Annotated in this window: 15 protein-coding genes and 1 pseudogene; 7 read left to right on the top strand and 9 right to left on the bottom strand. The window is 63.2% G+C overall.

Features of this window, described 5'->3' with window-relative positions; translation table 11 throughout:
- The 6 genes and pseudogenes from Q0X61_RS09625 to Q0X61_RS09650 form a co-directional block, all read left to right on the top strand.
- Positions 1 to 593: transposase (locus Q0X61_RS09625; RefSeq protein WP_297742314.1), on the top strand; the 593-nt coding region annotated here is incomplete at its 5' end.
- 191 nt (positions 594 to 784) lie between these two features.
- Positions 785 to 1300, top strand: a complete 516-nt coding sequence (locus Q0X61_RS09630) for an ECF transporter S component (RefSeq protein WP_230972829.1) — start codon at positions 785 to 787, stop codon at positions 1298 to 1300.
- Positions 1293 to 3620 carry an ATP-binding cassette domain-containing protein gene (locus tag Q0X61_RS09635; protein ID WP_297742315.1) on the top strand — a complete coding sequence of 776 codons (2328 nt, stop codon included), beginning with the start codon at positions 1293 to 1295 and terminating at the stop codon, positions 3618 to 3620. The genes Q0X61_RS09630 and Q0X61_RS09635 overlap by 8 nt, the downstream gene beginning before the upstream one ends.
- A gap of 35 nt (positions 3621 to 3655) precedes the next feature.
- Entirely contained in the window at positions 3656 to 5398 is a 1743-nt protein-coding gene (locus Q0X61_RS09640) for an ABC transporter ATP-binding protein (RefSeq protein WP_297742316.1), read from the top strand.
- 14 nt (positions 5399 to 5412) lie between these two features.
- Positions 5413 to 7155: an ABC transporter ATP-binding protein gene (locus tag Q0X61_RS09645; RefSeq protein WP_297742317.1), complete on the top strand. Its 1743-nt coding sequence runs from the start codon at positions 5413 to 5415 to the stop codon at positions 7153 to 7155.
- Between the two features lie 273 nt (positions 7156 to 7428).
- Positions 7429 to 8656: pseudogene (locus tag Q0X61_RS09650) on the top strand (IS256 family transposase).
- Between the two features lie 270 nt (positions 8657 to 8926).
- Here Q0X61_RS09650 and Q0X61_RS09655 read toward each other — a convergent pair.
- The 3 genes from Q0X61_RS09655 to Q0X61_RS09665 are packed head-to-tail and all read right to left on the bottom strand — an operon-like array spanning position 8927 to position 11009.
- Positions 8927 to 9358, bottom strand: coding sequence for a PaaI family thioesterase (locus tag Q0X61_RS09655; RefSeq protein ID WP_297742318.1), 432 nt, complete (start codon positions 9356 to 9358; stop codon positions 8927 to 8929).
- Positions 9358 to 10374 (bottom strand): zinc-binding dehydrogenase, encoded by a 1017-nt coding sequence (locus Q0X61_RS09660; protein WP_297742319.1) that lies wholly within the window; start codon positions 10372 to 10374, stop codon positions 9358 to 9360. The genes Q0X61_RS09655 and Q0X61_RS09660 overlap by 1 nt, the downstream gene beginning before the upstream one ends.
- Positions 10375 to 10385: 11 nt before the next feature.
- Positions 10386 to 11009, bottom strand: a complete 624-nt coding sequence (locus Q0X61_RS09665; RefSeq protein ID WP_297742320.1) for a VOC family protein — start codon at positions 11007 to 11009, stop codon at positions 10386 to 10388.
- Between the two features lie 45 nt (positions 11010 to 11054).
- On the opposite strand from Q0X61_RS09665, the gene Q0X61_RS09670 reads away from it, so the two are divergent.
- A complete protein-coding gene (locus tag Q0X61_RS09670; RefSeq protein ID WP_297742321.1) occupies positions 11055 to 11195 on the top strand; it encodes a hypothetical protein in 141 nt (46 codons plus the stop codon).
- A 131-nt stretch (positions 11196 to 11326) separates the two neighbouring features.
- Here Q0X61_RS09670 and Q0X61_RS09675 read toward each other — a convergent pair whose 3' ends face one another.
- The 6 genes from Q0X61_RS09675 to nusA form a co-directional block, all read right to left on the bottom strand.
- On the bottom strand, positions 11327 to 12226 hold the full coding sequence (locus Q0X61_RS09675; protein WP_297742322.1) for a bifunctional riboflavin kinase/FAD synthetase: 900 nt from the start codon (positions 12224 to 12226) through the stop codon (positions 11327 to 11329).
- Positions 12216 to 13106: a tRNA pseudouridine(55) synthase TruB gene (gene truB, locus Q0X61_RS09680; protein WP_297742323.1), complete on the bottom strand. Its 891-nt coding sequence runs from the start codon at positions 13104 to 13106 to the stop codon at positions 12216 to 12218. The genes Q0X61_RS09675 and truB overlap by 11 nt, the downstream gene beginning before the upstream one ends.
- Positions 13103 to 13522: a 30S ribosome-binding factor RbfA gene (gene rbfA, locus Q0X61_RS09685; protein ID WP_297742324.1), complete on the bottom strand. Its 420-nt coding sequence runs from the start codon at positions 13520 to 13522 to the stop codon at positions 13103 to 13105. The genes truB and rbfA overlap by 4 nt, the downstream gene beginning before the upstream one ends.
- The gene (gene infB, locus Q0X61_RS09690) at positions 13522 to 16392 is read right to left on the bottom strand and encodes a translation initiation factor IF-2 (RefSeq protein ID WP_297742325.1); all 2871 of its coding nucleotides are present in this window, start codon (positions 16390 to 16392) and stop codon (positions 13522 to 13524) included. The genes rbfA and infB overlap by 1 nt, the downstream gene beginning before the upstream one ends.
- A gap of 205 nt (positions 16393 to 16597) precedes the next feature.
- A complete protein-coding gene (locus Q0X61_RS13420) occupies positions 16598 to 16837 on the bottom strand; it encodes a YlxR family protein (RefSeq protein ID WP_367270734.1) in 240 nt (79 codons plus the stop codon).
- Positions 16838 to 16860: 23 nt separating this feature from the next.
- Positions 16861 to 17829 (bottom strand): transcription termination factor NusA, encoded by a 969-nt coding sequence (gene nusA / locus Q0X61_RS09695; RefSeq protein ID WP_297742326.1) that lies wholly within the window; start codon positions 17827 to 17829, stop codon positions 16861 to 16863.
- Between the last annotated feature and the right edge of the window lie 122 nt (positions 17830 to 17951).

The following is a 17951-nucleotide window of genomic DNA, read 5'->3' on the forward strand; positions in this document are numbered from 1 at the left end:
CGGCCGCCGCCGAAGAACTCCCCGACGCCGTCCCGGTCATGGACCCCTTCCACGTTGTCCGCCTCGCCGGCGACGCGTTGGACCAGTGCCGACGCCGAGTGCAGCAGGACACGGTCGGGCATCGCGGCCGCGCCGGTGACCCGCTCTACAAAGCGCGCCGCACCCTGCACACCGGCGCGGACCTGCTCACCGAGAAACAGACCGCCCGCCTGGAGGCTGTGTCCGCGATCGAAGAGCACGTCGAAGTCGAAGCGACCTGGGGTATCTACCAGCGCATCGTCGCCGCCTACCGGGAACCCGACAAGAAGAAGGCCAAACAGATGATGCACGCCGCGATCGATGCGATCACCACCGGCGTCCCCGCCGCGCTCGTAGAGATCCGCCGGCTCGGCCGCACCATGGGCCAGCGCGCCACCGACATCCTCGCGTTCTTCGACCGCCCCGGGACATCGAACGGGCCAACAGAGGCGATCAACGGCCGACTCGAACACCTCCGCGGCTCCGCGCTCGGCTTCAGGAACCTCACGAACTACGTCGCGCGCAGCCTGCTCGAAGCCGGAGGCTTCAGACCCCACCTACACCCTCGTTCGTGAAGAGCCGAGAAACCCCTCGAGCTGCGTCTCTGCGTAGGCTCAACGTCTAGCTCAAGGGAATTGACCCCAGTCGAGAGTTAGGTTAGGCTAACCTAAGTGAAAGGGGGTTTGCTGTGACAGACCGATCCGGTACAATTCGACGCTCAGCTCGCGGAGGATTAACCGACTCAATTCTAGGTACCCGAAATCTCATGATGGTGGCCTCCCTGTCGGTGGTCGGCCTCATCATCCTCATCCCACTGAACTACATCGCGCCGGCGGGTGCGGCTTCGCAGAGCGCAGTCTGGCTCGGGGTGTCCCTTCTCGGACTTTGGGTCATTCCCTACCTCCTTCCTCTGGCCGTTGTGCGAAGGCCGGGCGCTTCGCTGCTGGCCGCGCTGATCATCGGAGTTGTGAGCGTATTTACTACTCCCACTGGGCCTGCCGCGATTGTCGGTAACGTCATTGGCGGGCTCCTGGTTGAGTTTCCCATGGCGTTGATGCTGTACCGGAAGTGGACGTGGTGGGCGTATCTGATCTCCGCCGCATTCTTCGGGGCATTTAACAGCCTGTTGTACCTCACGCTGCTCAAGCACGCGGTGGGAATCTCGGTATCGGGACTGATCGTGCTGGTGGGAGTCACGTCGTCCGTCATTGGCGGTTTGGCCGTCGTCGGACTAACCCGTTTGCTCAACAATGCAGGCGTAGGCGTAGACCATCGTGAGTGAAACGCTGGCCTCCACTTTGAGCAGCGAGCAACGGTCTGTGAGCGAGTCCGCGCGGGCGCTCCTGGCGGTTGAGGATCTTTCCGTTCACTACTTGGGTCAGGACCGGTGGGTGCTGCAACGTCCAAGCCTGGTCCACCTGAGCGGTCAGGTAACGGCCGTCATTGGGCCCTCTGGATGCGGTAAAACTACCTTCGTCCGAGCCGTGTGCGGCCTTGTGCCCCACTGTCTGCCGTCCGAATACTCCGGCAGCGTTCAAATTGCCGGCGCCGAAATCGCCGACGCCACGGTCCAGTTGATCGCTACCAATGTCGCCTACGTGGGACAAAATCCGGATGCCGCAGTCATTACCCGTACGGTGTATGACGATGTCGCGTTTGCGCTGCAGAACCTCTGCCTGCCTGTTCCTGAGATTGATCGACGGGTACGCGAGGCATTGGCTGCGGTTGGTCTGGAGACCAAGCTGTGGGAGAGCCCATGGAGATTATCGGGCGGCCAACGCCAGCGCCTAGCGATCGCGGTAGCACTGGCTATGCAGCCCCGCTTACTAGTCCTCGATGAGCCAACATCGACTATTGACACGCAAGGCACGGACGAGTTTTACAGCGTCATCCAACAGCTGGTTAGCGATGGCGTGGGCATCGTGGTGATCGACCATGACCTCGACCCGGTCCTACCCCTGTGCGATCACGTCATAGCGCTCAACGCGCAGGGCGCGGTGATCGCGCAGGGAACTCCACATGAGGTTTTTCTCAGCCATACCGCGGAACTTGAGGCGTGCGGAGTGTGGCTGCCCCGTGCGTTACGCGACGAATCCCCGCACCACGCCTTGACCTGCGAGCAGGCGGGCATTCGAGTTCCCCGCATCACGGATATCTGTGGTGATTCGGTGCAATATCAGCGGCGCACCGAAGCAGGATGGGAAACCATCGATGCGATTGACACGCTCGACGGTGGAGGCAGCGCCACGGTAGAGCTGGCAGATTTCTGTGTTCCCGGACGTTCCCCAGCTATCTCTATGCGGCTACGGGGTGGCGAGTTTATCGCGCTTATAGGGCCGAATGGCGCAGGCAAAACATCCCTGCTCGCGGCGCTGGCGGGTCTCATACCATCAAAGGCACAACGCGCTACGGTCTGCGGAGAGGTTGTGCGGCGAGGGCGGCACCAGGTCGGCTACGTGTTTCAAAACCCGGAACATCAGATGGTTTGTTCCACCGTGGCTGGCGAAATCTCCACGGGGGATGTTTCCGCGTCTAAAGCCGAGGCTATTGTGGAGCAATTCCATCTCTCCCAGTATCGAGACCAACACCCGTTGACTCTCTCAGGCGGCCAGATTCGTAGACTATCGGTGGCTACGATGGTCGCCGAGAGCCGCGATGTGATTGTCCTTGACGAGCCCACGTACGGCCAGGACTGGGCGAATACCTGCGAACTCATGGCCTTCATCGACGAACTGCGCGCTGAGGGCAGAACCGTCATCATGGCCACCCACGACCTAGAACTTGCCCTATCACGCTGCAGCCACATCATCGCGCTACCTGCTGCCGTTAGCGAAACTCGTGAAAACGCCGCATCCGCAGCACCAGCGAACCCGCCTTCGCCGTCCGTGCCCCGTGGACTCTTCTCATCGTTCAATCCTGTGACGTTGCTATTGGCGCTAATCCCGGCGATGGTCATGGTGTTCGTATGCAAGGACCCGGCCGTCAATGTTGGAGTGCTCATCGCAGCGAGCCTGGCCATGGTAGCCGCGAGAGCGAGTCGCGCTCGAACGGTCATGTCACTGCTAGCACCCTGGGTCATCGCAGCTGTGCTACTGCCGGTGTTCCGCTACAACTACACCATTGAAGAGGTCAGCCCAATCTACAATTACGGTGGCGAGCTTGCGGCAGCGAGCGGTATCGGGGCACTGTTGTCCCTCATGCTGCTTTCAGGCATCAGCACTCATCCGGAAGCGCTGCTTCGCACGTTGACGACGACGTTCAAGCTTCCCTATCGGGTCACTGCGGCGGGAGCTGCGGCTGTCGCCTTCGTCACTCGTTTCCGGCAAGATTTCCAGCTGTTGCGCACAGCGCGGGCATTGCGGGGTATTGGGGCATCATGGGGGCCGTTAGCGCCCGCAATTCGATGGGTGGGTTCCCTCGTGCCGCTGGCGATCCTCGCCGTCCAGCACGGCGAACGGGTTGCCCTGTCGATGGATTCACGTGGCTTTAGCGCCTATCCGCGGCGCACGGAACTCCAACACACACCGTGGCAGGTGCGAGATTGGTGCCTGGTGGGCCTCCTTTGGGCCGTTACTGCGTTGCTGTGGTGGTGGCGCCAATGAACGTTTCGAAAGACTCGACTCGACAGGAGCCCGATGTGAGTATTTCCGTCGCCGCACTAATCCGCCCGGCCAAGGGCGCGATGGTCCTTTCCGCAGTCCTCACAGCCTTAGGCGCTATCGTCACGCTGGTGCCGTTCGTCGCCTTACACAACATGGCCGCGATCTGGCTTGACGGGCAGGTGCGCACCGGCTGGACCGGAAAGCCGTGGGTTTGGGCCGTGATAGCGGTGCTTTCGCTGTTCGTGGGCCAATTGCTCTACCTGTTTGGATTGGGTGTCACCCACGAGGCAGAAGCCAAGCTCCGACATCGGTTGCGCGGCAATGTGGTCCAAGCGCTGGGCAGTTTGCCCTTGGGTAGGGTCTCGCAGGTGCCGCACGGGGCCATCCGCAAGATGGTGTGTGACGATACCGCAGCCATCCATACTCTCGTTGCGCATGTTCCCGGTGATGTCACCAACGCCGTGGTCTCGATGGTCGTAGGCCTCGGGTATCTCGTGTGGGTCGATTGGCGACTGGCGCTCGCGCTCTTTGGAACGTGGGCCGTAGCGATCATGATCATCGTCAGCACGACCATGCGCGGCTATAGCGATATCACCGAGCGATTCGGACATGCCCAGACCGCACTGGCCGCAGCCACCGTCGAAATGCTTGAGGGCATTAAGGAGATCAAGAATTTCCAGGCCACCGATGCGACCCGAACGCGCTTTAACGCCGCCCGCCAGCAATTTTCTGCCATCTCCTTCGACTGGGTTCGTCGCTCCGGCAGAGCGATTAGTCTGCTCGGTTCGCTACTGCGTCCAGCCACGGTCTTCGTCACGGTCGCGTTACTGGCGGCGCTATTCGTCGCGCAGAATTGGAGCACGCTGTCGGCGACGCTGCCATTCTTCCTGATCGCTCCCGGCATCCCGGAGGGGTTCACGGTGCTAGTCGGTCTGATGCAGCATATCTATGAGTCGCAGCTGGCGGCTCGCACCACGGCAGAGCTGCTTTCCGAGAAACCCATGCCCGAAGGCAGCCGCACCCAAGAAGAGGGCCCAAACCCCGGCCAAGTTGAGGTCTGTGAGGTTTCCTTCTCCTACGAGCCTGACGTGCCCGTTGTGCACGGTGTCTCCTTTACGGCTGAGCCCGGAACGGTCACGGCTCTGGTGGGCCCGTCGGGCGGAGGGAAGTCCACACTGGCCCGGCTGATTGCGCGCTTTTACGACGTCAATGATGGCGTGGTACGCATCAGCGGTGTGGATGTGCGCGAGGCGAGTTTTTCGTGGCTACTTTCCCGCGTCGCGATCGTCCTACAGGACGTAACGTTGTCGAACGATTCGGTCCATACCAATATCGCGCTGTCGAAACCGTCGGCAACGCGCGCCGAGGTCGAGGCAGCAGCCCGTGCGGCATGCATCCACGATCGCATTATGCGTCTGCCCGAGGGGTATGACACCGTGCTTGGCGAGGTTGGTGGCTTCCTCTCGGGCGGTGAGCGGCAACGCATCACCCTGGCGCGAGCATACTTGCAGGATGCGCCGATCTTGATTCTCGACGAGGCCACCGCGCAAGCAGACCCCCAGTCGGAGCGTGCGATCCACGAAGCGCTCAGCACCTTGGCATCCGGGCGCACGGTGATCATCATCGCGCATCGACTCGCCACCATCCGAGACGCCGACCAGATCCTCGTGATTGAGGACGGCCACATCACTCAGCGTGGTAGGCACGAGGACTTGGTCGACCAAGCGGGGACCTATAGCGAGATGTGGCGGGCCCAAGAACTCCATTACATGGCCTAAGGAGAGACACGCTCATGTGGAAACTAATGATCAGGGTCGTCAACAGGGCCGAGTTGCGTACGTTGGTGGGCTGGTTCGCCTTCTCCGCTGTCCTACAAGGCATCACACTGGCGTTGATGATCCCCTTCCTTCGGGCATTATTCTCCCGCTCTGAAACCCTTGGCACCTGGCTCGTCGTCGTTGCCATCCTCGGCGCGATCACGGTGACGGTCGACACCTTCGCGATGTACCGCTCCTATCGGATCAGCGTCTATGAAGTATGCGATACCTTAATTGATCGCGTAGCAGATCATGTCTTGCAGCTGCCGCTTGGGTGGTTTAATGCCAAACGCGAAGCGGACGTGGCTAATGCGACATCCAAGGAGATCAACACCCTGTCGCATCTGGCATCAATGGTGATCCCGAACCTGTGCAACGCCTTCATCGTGCCGTTGGTGATGCTCGTTGCCACCGCATTCATTGAGTGGCCGTTAGCTGTGGTCATGGCAGTGTCGATCTTGCCGTTTATTCTCACGTGGCGGAAAATGTCGGCGGCAACAACCAGAGCCAATGACATGGAAGACCGTACCTCGGCCGCCGCAGCCGGCCGGTTGATTGAGTTCGCCAGGCTACAACCGGTGCTTCGAGCCACGGGTGCCGCGACGTCGTGGGACCCCGTACAAGAGACTCTGCAAGCCGACTCTGAGGCGACGTTGGCCGGGCTTCGGATCAAGGGCCGACCTGCCCAAGGATTCAACCTCATCGCTAACGTGACTTTCGCGGTGGTGCTCGCCTTGGGGCTGTCGTTCGTGACCGGAGCGCGTCTGGACCCGATTGCGTATCTGGTGATCGCGGCGGTCAGTGCGCGCATGCTGCTGCCGCTCACAAAAGCCGCGCTCTACGCATCTGAGGTCGATAACGCCGCAGTGGCGTTGCGCCAGATGGGAATAATCCTTGATGCCGCGCCACTTGCCGAACCTGATTCCGAGCAGGCACGGGAACCGCGTGGGACGTCGATTGAATTCCGAGGAGTGTCGTTTTCCTACGAGTCAGGCCGGCCTGTCCTAGACGATGTCTCGCTCACCGCCCCGCAGGGAGCAGTCACCGCACTAGTGGGGCCGTCAGGGGCCGGGAAGTCGACGATCTTGCGTCTCACCGCAAGGTTTTGGGATGTCGACGCCGGTAGCGTGACCATCGGCGGGGTGGACGTGCGCGAGATTCCAACCACGCGGATCATGGAGCTGACCTCGATGGTGTTCCAGGACACCTACCTGTTTGACACCACGATCCGGGAGAATCTGCGGATTGCCCGCCCCAATGCGACGGACGCCGAGTTGGAAGAGGCAGCTCGCAAGGCGAGACTTGATCGGGTGATTGAGGCGCTGCCTCACGGTTGGGATACCGAAGTGGGGCCTGCCGGGCAGAGCCTGTCTGGAGGTGAGCGCCAACGAGTGGCAATCGCTCGGGCATTCATCAAGGATGCTCCGATACTGCTGCTCGACGAGATTACCTCGGCGCTGGACGGCGAGAATGAATCGGCGATTAGCGACGTCATCAGTCAACTATCTGAGGGCCGCACTGTGATCGTGGTAGCGCACAGACTATCCACCATAGATAGCGCCGATCAGGTGGTCTTCCTCGAACCCTTAGCGGACGGTGCTATCGTCGCCGAAACCGGCACGCCTAAGGAATTGTCTAGTCGGCCCGGACGGTTCCACGATTTCGTGGCTGCCGCCGATGCGTCGTCTCGTTGGCAGCTGAGACACACCTCAGGTTAGCGGACGCGGTCCCGGTGCCAGGCGCCAAGCCCTAAACCCACAGCTCGAATCGGAGTACCTCGACACGTTTGGCACACGTGGTGCTGTCGCGAACATGGCGCTAGTGGGATCATGTGCGAACAGCATCTCGCTGATGAGCGAGGGCGCTACTAATCACCAAGGGAGTTGAGTCCCTCATAGTGGTGTAGCGGGGTGGTCGTGCTGGACAGCAGGGCGGTCACCGCGTGATCCTCGAGTTTCGTCCGCTACAACTCACTCGCGAAAGGCCACACGATGACCGCTACCCATATTGTCGACCCTGCCGGGCTGCTTGGCGAACTGCTTGCCGAGGCGTCACCTGTTGCAGACTGTGATCAACGAGTTGCTGTCTGCGGATGCTGATGCGGTTGCAGGTGCCGAGTACGGCCGCCCAGATCCTGACCGACGGGCCCAGCGCAACGGCTACCGCCACCGGCCTCTCGATACCCGTGTTGAGACCTTGGACATCGCGGTCCCGAAACTACGCCAGGGCACCTATTTCCCTGAGTGGCTGCTGGAGCGTCGCAAGCGCGCCGAGTCCGCATTGATCACTGTTGTTGCCGACTGCTATCTCGCTGGAGTCAGTACTCGTCGGATGGACAAGTTGGTCAAGACGTTGGGAATCGACCGGCTGTCGAAGTCCCAGGTCTCTCGCATGGCCGCCGAGTTGGACGAGCACGTCGCCGAGTTTCGACACCGCCCACTAGGCGATGCTGGGCCGTTCACGTTCGTGACCGCCGACGCGTTGACGATGAAAGTTCGCGAGGGAGGTCGTGTGGTCAACGCGGTCGTCATGCTCGCGACCGGGGTCAACGCCGACGGGCATCGCGAAGTCTTAGGGATGCGGGTCGCCACGAGCGAGACCGGCCCGGCCTGGAACGAGTTTTTCGCCGATCCGGTCGCCCGAGGACTGTCCGGGGTCCGGCTGGTCACCTCCGACGCCCACCAAGGCATCGTGGAAGCGATCGCGGCGAACCTGCCCGGTGCCGTCTGGCAGCGTTGCCGCACTCACTACGCCGCGAACCTGATGAGCATCACTCCCAAGAGCTTGTGGCCGGCGGTCAAGGCCATGCTCCACTCCGTCTATGACCAGCCTGACGCCGATGCTGTTCACGCCCAGTTCGACCGGCTACTGGACTACACCGCCGAGAAACTCCCCGACGTCGCAGACCACCTCGATGCCGCCCGCGCTGACATTCTCGCGTTCACCAGCTTCCCGACCGAGGTCTGGCAGCAGATCTGGTCGAACAACCCCACCGAACGGCTGAGCCGCGAGATCCGGCGCCGCACCGATGCGGTTGGGATCTTCCCAAACCGGGAAGCGATTGTCCGGCTCGTCGGCGCCGTCCTGGCCGAGCAAACCGATGAATGGGCAGAAGGCCGCCGCTACCTCGGCCTGGAAGTCCTCGCCAAGAGCCGCCTCAACCTGATCACCACACCCACAACCACGACCGATGCCGACATGCCCGCACTCGCAGGCTAAAACCCCAAACGAGAGGAAAACGCCGTTACACCACTACAAGGGACTTGACCCCCAACTTGCTAAAAGCTTTGTAGTTGACTAGGAGTGCAGATGGTCGTCGGCCCACCTGCAAGAACGAATAGCAAGCGGTATCGCCTACAGGTAGAGGTGCTACCCGCATCATTTGTCGAGACCCCGCGTCTATTCTTGCGCGCGAGATCCCGACTGGTTCACCCCCTCTACGGACGCCAGCCGGGTAGTGACGTGCCAGATACTCAGCGGTACAGCAGGCTAATCTCCAAACGTCCGCGGCAGCCGGAATTCCCAGTTCATAGCCGGTAATGACGCTATCCGATAGCGCCACTCCGCACTGGGGTCTTGTATCCATCGTGACCGGTTGTGCGACCCAGGCTTCACGAGGTGTCCTTTCGCGGTGAGCAGCCCAACGCCGGCCGGCCGCAGGTAGTTCACCTGGAGGTCGACCGTCGGCACGGGTGCGCCGATGGTGCCGATCAGAGAGAAATCGGCGGCGGTGTCGAGCAGTGCGCCCAAGATGCCACCGTGGACGGAGCCCCGGTCGGTGTCGGAGAGCCACGAGTGCTTTGCCTCCGCCTCGATGATGATGTCGGTGGTGGTGAGCTCAGTGACGCGAAGGCCTAGCCACTGGTGGAAGGGTGCGGCCTCCAACCAGGCCTGCACCTCGTCGAGTGTAGGGAGCGACATCAGGCATCCTTCCATGGAGCGATCACGATCTTGCCCAGGAAGTCGCGATGTTCGAGTCGCCCGAGCGCGTCGATGGCGCCGTCGAGGCCGACGACCGAGTCGATGACCGGCGAGAACGATCCCTCCTGGACGTAACCCAGCAGCGCGTGGAAGTCGTCCTTCGTGAAGCCGTTCGAGCCGATGATGCGCAGCTCGAAGCTCCACACGTAACGCAGATCTTCCGGCGGGTTGTACCCAGCGGTGGCGCCACAGACGAGGATCGCACCGCCGCGCTTGGTGGAGCGCAGCGTCGGCGCCCAGGTGTCGCCTCCGGTGTTGTTGACGATCACGTCGAACCCACCGTCGTAGCTTGTCCGCGAGGGTTTGCCGAGGTGTTCCTTCGTCCAGGCGTAGAAGTCTTGCGTGCGGTAGTTGATGAACTCGTCCGCACCGAGCTCCAGCAGGCGTTCCCCCTTCTCGTCGCTCCCTGCGGCAGCCACCACGGTGGCGCCCAGCCGCTTGGCCAGCAGTACCGACGCAGTGCCCACACCGCCCGACGCACCGAGCACGAGCACCTTGTGCCCCGGCTGCACGGCCCTGGTTCCGACGATCATTCGGTGGGCGGTGCCATACGCGACAGGCAGGGCCGCCGCCTGCTCGAAGCTCACCTCGTTAGGCAGCGCCAGCAACTGTCCGGCCTCCACGAGCGCATACTCGGCCAGGCCACCGTCGAGCAGCTCGCCCATGAGGTGTCCGCGCTCGGTGAGGGGGTCGACGAGCACGCGGTCGCCGATGTTCCAACCTTCGACGCCCTCGCCGATCTCCGCGATCTCGCCGGCGATGTCGAGCCCGGGTACGACGGGTAGCGGCACGGTGATGCCGGGCATGCCGCGCAGGGTGAAGATGTCGTGGTAGTTCAACGAACTCGCTCGCACCTTCACCACCACATGCCCTGGCGTTGCGGTGGGCGTGGGATGGTCGTCGACTAGTCGGAGGTCGTCGACGGTGCCGTGCTTGGGAATGATGACTGCTCGCATGATGCTCCTTGTCAACGAAGGGTCCACTGGCCCGACGGGCCATGTACTGTCACGGTGAGTGCCGGCTCCGGGCCTTCCTCGACGGGAACGTCGACGTCGAGGGCGGCGTAGAGTTCCTGCACTCGGGCGGGCTCGGGATGGGTCACGTGAAAGTCGTCGAGGGTGACGCGTGCGTCGACGGTGTGCTCCGGTGAGGGTGTGGCTCCCCAGTCGATGACGAATGGCTGCGCACCCGAATGGTCGGACGCGAGCGGCGGTGTGAGCCGCCAGCGCAGGAGCGTGCCCGACGGGTCACGTCGCTGCCCTGCTCCGAGCACCCCGAGGTCGAAGCCCAACTCGTATGCTGCGCCGAGCTTGGCTTCTGGTGCGTCTGGGTGCACTGCGAACGTGGCCACGGTGGGCGCATCGACGAGGTGCAGGTCGAATACTCGAGGGCCGGAACGAGGCTCGTCAATGCCGATGATCTCGAGGTAACCACCGCCGGTGAATGCGACGAGGTAGTTGCGGGTGCCCTGGTCTGGGTGCACTCCCCCGAGCACTGGGGAGACGCCGGTGGCGTCGGTAAACGCCTGCACCGTGGCGTCCAGGTCGGGTGTCGCTACGACGATGTGGTCCAGGTTTCGTAGATGTTGCATGGTGATTCCTTGCGCACAAGGGCACGCCAACCAGCGCCTCAATGCATGAGGGTATGGCTGTGCCCGGAATTAGCTGTTGGGATTCCCTACGCGGGGGGTGAATGCTTCGCTCAGGCTGCCATCAAACAGCAACACATCATGCGCCCGGCCTTGGTGGCGGCGGACATGATGCACATCGTGCTGTGAGCCATGAGCGGTTTCCTTGCGACTTGGCGGTTGCCTTCGTGTGACAGAACTCTACGGGCTTTCAGAATATTCCCAGTGCCAGGGAGTTATTTTTGAGACGGGTCGCGCGAAGCGGCAGCATCGGCGGTGGGTTACCGCAAAATCTCGCGAGCGTGCTCGACGTCTTCGTGCATTTGCGCGATGAGCGCGTCAACGCCGTCGAAGCGTTGCTGTCCTCGCAGGCGCTCGATGAAGGTCACCGCAATCTCCACGCCGTAGAGGTTCAGGTCGGTGCGATCCAGCACATACGACTCGACGCGGTGTTCGGTGCCGTCAAACGTCGGGTTGGATCCGACGGAGATCGCCGCCGGCAGCGGCTCACACCCAGGAATGTCGACGCGCGTCAGCCATCCCGCGTACACGCCATCGGCAGGGACGGCCATCTCGTCGGGGACGACGAGGTTTGCTGTTGGGAATCCCAGGTCGCGGCCCCGGCGATCTCCCACGACGACGAGCCCACGGTACTCGAACGGCGACCCCAGATGCGCCGCCGCGGCGCGCACATCGCCGTCGTACAGGTTGCCACGGATGAGGGTGGATGAAATGGTCTGGTCGCCGTCGGTAGTGAGCGGCACGGCCGTTACTTCGAAGCGCCCGCGTGCGAGTTCGCGCAACGTGTCGACGTCGCCTGCCGCTTTGGCGCCGAACCGGAAATTGCTGCCGACGACGATCCGGGAGGGTTTGAGGGAGACGAGGAAATCCTCGACGAATTCCTCTGGCGACATGGAGGCCACGGCTTGGTTGAAGCGCACGACGCGCACCTCGTTGGCGCCGAACGTGCGCAGTTTCGCGATGCGCTCGCGCAGGTCCATGAGCAGCTTAGGTGCCTTGTCAGGGCGAAGTACCCCAACGGGATGAGGCCAAAAGGTGAGGACGATCAGTCGGCCGACGTCACCCTGGCACGCTTCCTGCAGCACGCGCTGATGACCGAGGTGTACCCCGTCGAAGTTGCCGATCGCCAAAACACTCACGTCGGTCACCTTATTGCACATCGTCGTCAGGGCCTACCAACACCGTTACGGGAACGGCCCGGCCATCCTTCGGGCCGTACAGCGCCAGCAATTTCCCACCGGGCGACAGCAGCCCGACGGTTTCCCCCGGCAGCTCGATATCCAGCGCCCGACCGAACCGGACGTCGCGTGCCTGCGTATCGTTCAGCTGCACGACGGGGAAACTCCGCCTCGCAGCTTCGGCCATCGGCATGAGCGCCGGCGGTTCATCACCAAGGACGACGGCGTCGTCGATGGGATACTTTCCGACGCGGGTACGGCGCAGCGCGGTGAGGTGACCGCCCACGCCGAGGGCTTCGCCGAGATCACGGGCGATCGCTCGAATGTAGGTGCCGCTGGAGCATTCCACGTCGATGTCGACGTCGAGACGTTGGCCGTCGACGCGCACGTCGCCCAGGTCGAGGCGCTCGATCGTGACGGGGCGCGCAGCGAGGCGCACATCCTTGCCCTCGCGCGCGAGGGCATAAGCGCGCTGGCCATTGACTTTGATGGCAGACACCGTGCTCGGGGTCTGCATAATCTCGCCCCGGAACTGCGCCAGCGCCTGCTCGAGCTGTTCCCTGGTGAGCGCAGACGCATCGGCGACGGGTACGACGGTGCCATCGGCGTCGTCGGTATCCGAACGCTCGCCGAGCCGGACCGTGGCGCTGTAACGCTTGTCGTTGAGGGCGAGATGGCCGAGCAGCCTGGTTGCCCTCCCCACGCCGAGGATGAGCACCCCCGTCGCCATCGGATCGAGCGTGCCAGCATGCCCGATTTTCTTCGTGCCCAGCACGCGCCTGAGCCGGCCTACGATCTGATGAGACGTGGCCCCCGACGGCTTGTCGAGGACCACGATCCCATCGAGAGTGGTACCTGTCACTCCTCGGGCTTCTTGTACGGGTCGGCTTCGCCGGCGAAGGATTTGCCTTCCCGTGCCGCCGCAGCGGCCGCGTCGCTGGCCTGAGCACGAGCGAGGAGGTCCTCGATGTGGCGTGCCTCGTCCTCCGTCGCGTCGAGCACGAACGTGAGGGTCGGCGTGTGCCGCATCGCGAGCTGCTGGCCAACCGCCGTGCGCAGCATACCTTTCGCTGATTCCAGCGCGGCCGCACTGCCTGCGCGGGCAGTGTCGTCGCCGAGCACGGTGTAGAACACCGTCGCTTCACGGTTATCGCCGCTCAGCCGTACCTCAGTGATGGTGATGAAACCCTTGCGGGGATCCTTCACCTTGCGGTCCAGCGTCTGCGCGATGATCGTCTGGATCTGGTCAGCCAGCTTGGCATTGCGGGGGCTGGGCATCACTCACGCTCCTGTTCGACCATCTCGTAGACCTCGACTACGTCTTCGGTCTTGATGTCGTTGTAGTTGTGCAGCGTGAGGCCACATTCGAAGCCCTCGCGCACCTCAGTGACATCATCCTTCTCACGACGCAGCGAGGCGATAGAGGTGTCTTGGATAACCACACCGTCGCGGATGAGCCGCGCCTTGGCGTTGCGGCGAACCACGCCGTCGAGCACCATACAGCCCGCAATGTTGCCGATCTTCGAGGAGCGGAAGATCTCGCGGATCTCGGCCTGGCCGATGATCTGCTCCTTGTAGATGGGCTTGAGCATGCCCTTGAGCGCGGCCTCGATCTCGTCGATCGCGTCGTAGATGACCGAGTAGGAGCGGATGTCGACGTTCTCCTCGTCCGCCATCTTCGCAGCGTGCGGGGTGGGACGAACGTTGAAGCCGATGATGACGGCCTTCGACGCGGCAGCCAGCGAGACGTTCGTCTCGGTGATGGCACCAACACCGCGGTCGATGACGCGCAGCCCGACCTCGTCGGAAATCTCGATCTTGGTAAGCGCATCCTCGAGGGCCTCGACGGAACCAGCGCCGTCGCCCTTGAGAATGAGCAGCAGCTCCTGCGTCTCGCCCTTCTCGAGCTGTTCGAACAGCTGGTCGAGGGTCTTGCGACGGCTGGTGCGGGCCTGCAGCGCGGCACGCATGCGCGCCTCACGCTTGTCGGCGATCTGTCGGGCGACGCGGTCGTCTTCCACTACGAGGAAGTTGTCGCCAGCACCAGGCACCGACGTGAGGCCGAGCACCTGCACCGGCATCGACGGAGGTGCCTCGTCGACGTTCTCGCCCTGATCGTTGATCATGGCGCGCACGCGTCCGTGGGCAGAGCCCGCGACGATCGAGTCACCGATGCGGAGCGTACCGCGGTGCACGAGTACCGTCGCCACCGCGCCGCGACCCTTATCGAGGTGGGCCTCGATGGCGACACCCTGGGCGTCCATATCCGGGTTCGCGCGCAGGTCTAGCGCCGCGTCGGCCGTGAGGACGATGGCTTCGAGGAGCTCGTCCAGGCCCTGACGCGTGACCGCGGACACGTCGACGAACTGCGTGTCGCCGCCGTACTCCTCGGGGATCAGGCCGTACTCGGAGAGCTGACCGCGCACCCGTGTCGGGTCTGCGGTGTCCTTATCGATCTTGTTCACCGCGACGACGATCGGCACGTCGGCGGCCATCGCGTGGTTCATGGCCTCGATGGTCTGCGGCATCACACCGTCGTCGGCGGCAACCACCAGCACGGCGATGTCCGTCGACTTCGCGCCACGGGCACGCATGGCCGTGAATGCCTCGTGGCCAGGGGTATCGATGAAGGTGATGGCGCGTTCTTCGCCTTCCACCTCGGCTTCCACCTGGTAGGCGCCGATGTTCTGCGTAATGCCGCCGGCCTCACGCGTCTGCACGTTGGAGTGACGGAACGCGTCGAGCAGCTTGGTTTTACCGTGGTCGACGTGACCCATGACGGTAACCACCGGGGGACGAACCTCGAGGTCGTCCTCGTCGCCTTCGTCTTCGCCAAATTCGAGGTCGAAGCTCTCCAGCAGCTCGCGATCTTCGTCTTCGGGGGACACGACCTGGATGTTGTACTCCAGCTCCGCACCCAACAGTTCGAGGGTGTCGTCGCTCACCGACTGGGTGGCGGTGACCATCTCACCCATATGGAAAAGCACCTGCACGAGTGCTGCCGCGTCGACGCCGATCTTCTCGGCGAGATCGGTCAGCGACGCGCCACGACGCAGACGAACGGTCTTGCCGCCGCCCTTACGGACGCGTACGCCACCGATCGTTGGCGCCTCCATCTCGTCAAACTCTTGGCGACGCTGCTTCTTCGACTTGCGACGACGGTTTCCGGAGCCACCGCGTCCGAAGGCGCCCTGCGTTCCGCCGCGGCCACGACCACGGCCGGGCCCGCCACCCATGCCGCCGGGGCCGCCCATCGGAGGCCCGCCGAAGCGACCACCGCCGCCCGGCCCACCGGAGCCAGGACGCCCACCGCGGCCGCGACCACCGCCACGACCGGGCCGCGAGCTCGCCTGGCCGAGCTGGCTCGACTGATGCTTCGGCATCATCGCGGGGTTGGGACGAGGCATGCCTCCCGTGCCGCCGGGACGCGGCATCAGGTTCTGCTCGCTCCCTGAGCCCTGCGGACGCTGACCTCCGCGACGATCACCGTCGGGACGGGGACGACGCTGCGGCTGCTTGCCCATCCCCTGGCTCGCAGCAAACGGGTTGTTACCCGGACGCGGCGCGTTCGTGCGTCGCGGCATAGAACCTGGGGTCACACCACCGGTGCGGGATCCTGCGCTCGGAGCGGCAGGCTTCGGCACACCAGGCTTCGGAGCGCTGGGCTTAGCCGCACCTGGCTTAGGCACACTCGACGGCTTCGCCTCGGCACCTGGTTTGGCACCGGTGGCAGGCTTCGACTGAGGAGCGGCTGGCTTGGGGGCACCAGGCTTCGGGACAGCTCCGGGGCGAGCTGCCGACGCACCGGGCTTCGGCGCTGCCGGTTTCGGCGCGCTCGTCGGCGCTGGGCTTGCTCCTGGGTCAAACGCGCCGGGTGTCGCTTTCGGCGCGCGAATGCCGCTGGGCTTCGGCGCGTCCGACTTGGACTTCGTTTGGCGCGCGCTACTCGAAGACGGCGTCTTCGGTGCGTCCTTCTTGGCCGACTCGCCGTCGGCACTGAAATGTTCGCGGATACGACGTACGACGGGTGCTTCTAGCGACGACGACGCGCCGCGAACGTACTCACCCTGTTCTTTCAGCCACGCCAGCAACTCCCTGCTGGGCATGCCGAATTCCTTTGCGATCTCATGAACGCGAGGCTTAGCCACTGCTCTCCTTTGGGGGCCCAAGCCTCAAGCGGCCAGGACCTATTGGTTGTTGTTGCTCATCGTTGGTAACTCATCGAGTGGTCATGAGCGTCAGCCCACCTTCTGGTTAGCGCCCCCGTGGGGGCATGGAAACGATCGGCCCTTGGATGGGCCATTGGCCAGTCTAACGCGCAACAACCCATCACGCGAAACACGCCACACGCAATTACTCAGACATCGCTTGCAGCAAATGCCCTAATTCAGCGCTGGGCTCCGCGCCACGAAAGGCCCTCGGAATGGCTTTACGTTCCAGCACGATCCGCGCGCACTCCGGGTGGAGGTACGCCCCTCGACCATCAAGTCTTGGGGCCGTCGCCTCGATCACGACACCATCGCGACGCACCAACCGCACGAGCGAAGATTGCTCGTCAGATTGGCAACATCCGATGCATCGACGTTGCGGCATGACCGCACTCTTCCGGGTCGCGATCACACTTCGGTGTCGGGCTGGATATCGATGCGCCAACCGGTCAGCCTGGCAGCCAAGCGCGCGTTCTGGCCTTCGCGTCCAATAGCCAGCGACAGCTGGTAGTCGGGCACGATCGCACGACACGCCTTACCGGCCTTGTCGGTGATGATGACATTGATGACCTTGGCTGGCGACAGCGCGGCGGAGACGAACCGTGCCGGGTCTTCGGAGTAGTCGACGATGTCGATCTTCTCGTTGCCCAACTCGTTGGTGACGGCACGCACTCGCTGCCCGTTCGGCCCAATGAATGCGCCCTTAGCGGAGACGTCCGGATTGTTCGACACCACCGCGATCTTCGTACGGTGACCAGCTTCGCGCGCAATCTCCTTGATTTCGACGATGCCGTCGGCGATCTCCGGAACCTCCATCGCGAAGAGCTTCTTCACCAAGTTCGGGTGCGTGCGCGAGACCACTACCTGTGGGCCGGATGGATCGCGGCGCACGCTCACGATGAACACGCGTAGGCGGCGGCCGTGCGAGTAGTCCTCACCAGGAGACTGCTCTGCCAACGGCATGATGGCCTCCAACGTGCCCAGGTCGACGCGCACCGTCTTCGAGTCGCGATCCTGCTGGATAACGCCGGTGACGATGTCGCCTTCCACGCCCGAGAAGTGGCCGAACTTTTGGTCGTCCTCGGCCTCGCGGATGCGCTGCGTGATGACCTGGCGTGCCGTCGACGCGGCCACGCGCCCAAAGTCTTCCGGGGTGTCGTCGAAGTAGCCGATGATCTCGTCGTCGTCGCCGAACTCTGGAGCCAGCACCGACACCTTGCCCGTCTTACGGTCGATGTCGATCTTCACGCCACGCAACGCGTTGTCGGTCTTGGTGTAGGCATTCAAGATGGCGTCTTCGAGCGTCTTCAGGAGGTACTCCGTCGGAATATCGCGGTCGCGCTCGATCGCGCGCAGCGCTGCCATGTCGATGTCCATGCTCAGGCTTCCTTCCGGTTCATCTCAATCTGAATAATTGCTTTGCGCACCTCGTCGAGAGGATACGTCGCTGGGGAGCCGTCAACATCGACGACCACCGCGTCGGCATCAACTCCGACGAT

Origin of the sequence: uncultured Tessaracoccus sp. (assembly GCF_947255005.1) — a bacterium.
In the GTDB taxonomy this organism is placed as follows: Bacteria; Actinomycetota; Actinomycetes; order Propionibacteriales; family Propionibacteriaceae; genus Arachnia.

Excerpts from the sequence above, each read along its gene's own strand:
- Q0X61_RS09630 (WP_230972829.1), top strand. The coding sequence starts at position 785 with ATGATGGTGGCCTCCCTGTCGGTGGTCGGCCTCATCATCCTCATCCCA.
- Q0X61_RS09645 (WP_297742317.1), top strand. The coding sequence starts at position 5,413 with ATGTGGAAACTAATGATCAGGGTCGTCAACAGGGCCGAGTTGCGTACG.
- Q0X61_RS09655 (WP_297742318.1), bottom strand. The coding sequence starts at position 9,358 with ATGTCGCTCCCTACACTCGACGAGGTGCAGGCCTGGTTGGAGGCCGCA.
- Q0X61_RS09660 (WP_297742319.1), bottom strand. The coding sequence starts at position 10,374 with ATGCGAGCAGTCATCATTCCCAAGCACGGCACCGTCGACGACCTCCGA.
- Q0X61_RS09665 (WP_297742320.1), bottom strand. The coding sequence starts at position 11,009 with ATGCAACATCTACGAAACCTGGACCACATCGTCGTAGCGACACCCGAC.
- Q0X61_RS09670 (WP_297742321.1), top strand. The coding sequence starts at position 11,055 with ATGAGGGTATGGCTGTGCCCGGAATTAGCTGTTGGGATTCCCTACGCG.
- Q0X61_RS09675 (WP_297742322.1), bottom strand. The coding sequence starts at position 12,226 with ATGTGCAATAAGGTGACCGACGTGAGTGTTTTGGCGATCGGCAACTTC.
- rbfA (WP_297742324.1), bottom strand. The coding sequence starts at position 13,522 with ATGCCCAGCCCCCGCAATGCCAAGCTGGCTGACCAGATCCAGACGATC.
- Q0X61_RS13420 (WP_367270734.1), bottom strand. The coding sequence starts at position 16,837 with ATGCCGCAACGTCGATGCATCGGATGTTGCCAATCTGACGAGCAATCT.
- nusA (WP_297742326.1), bottom strand. The coding sequence starts at position 17,829 with ATGGACATCGACATGGCAGCGCTGCGCGCGATCGAGCGCGACCGCGAT.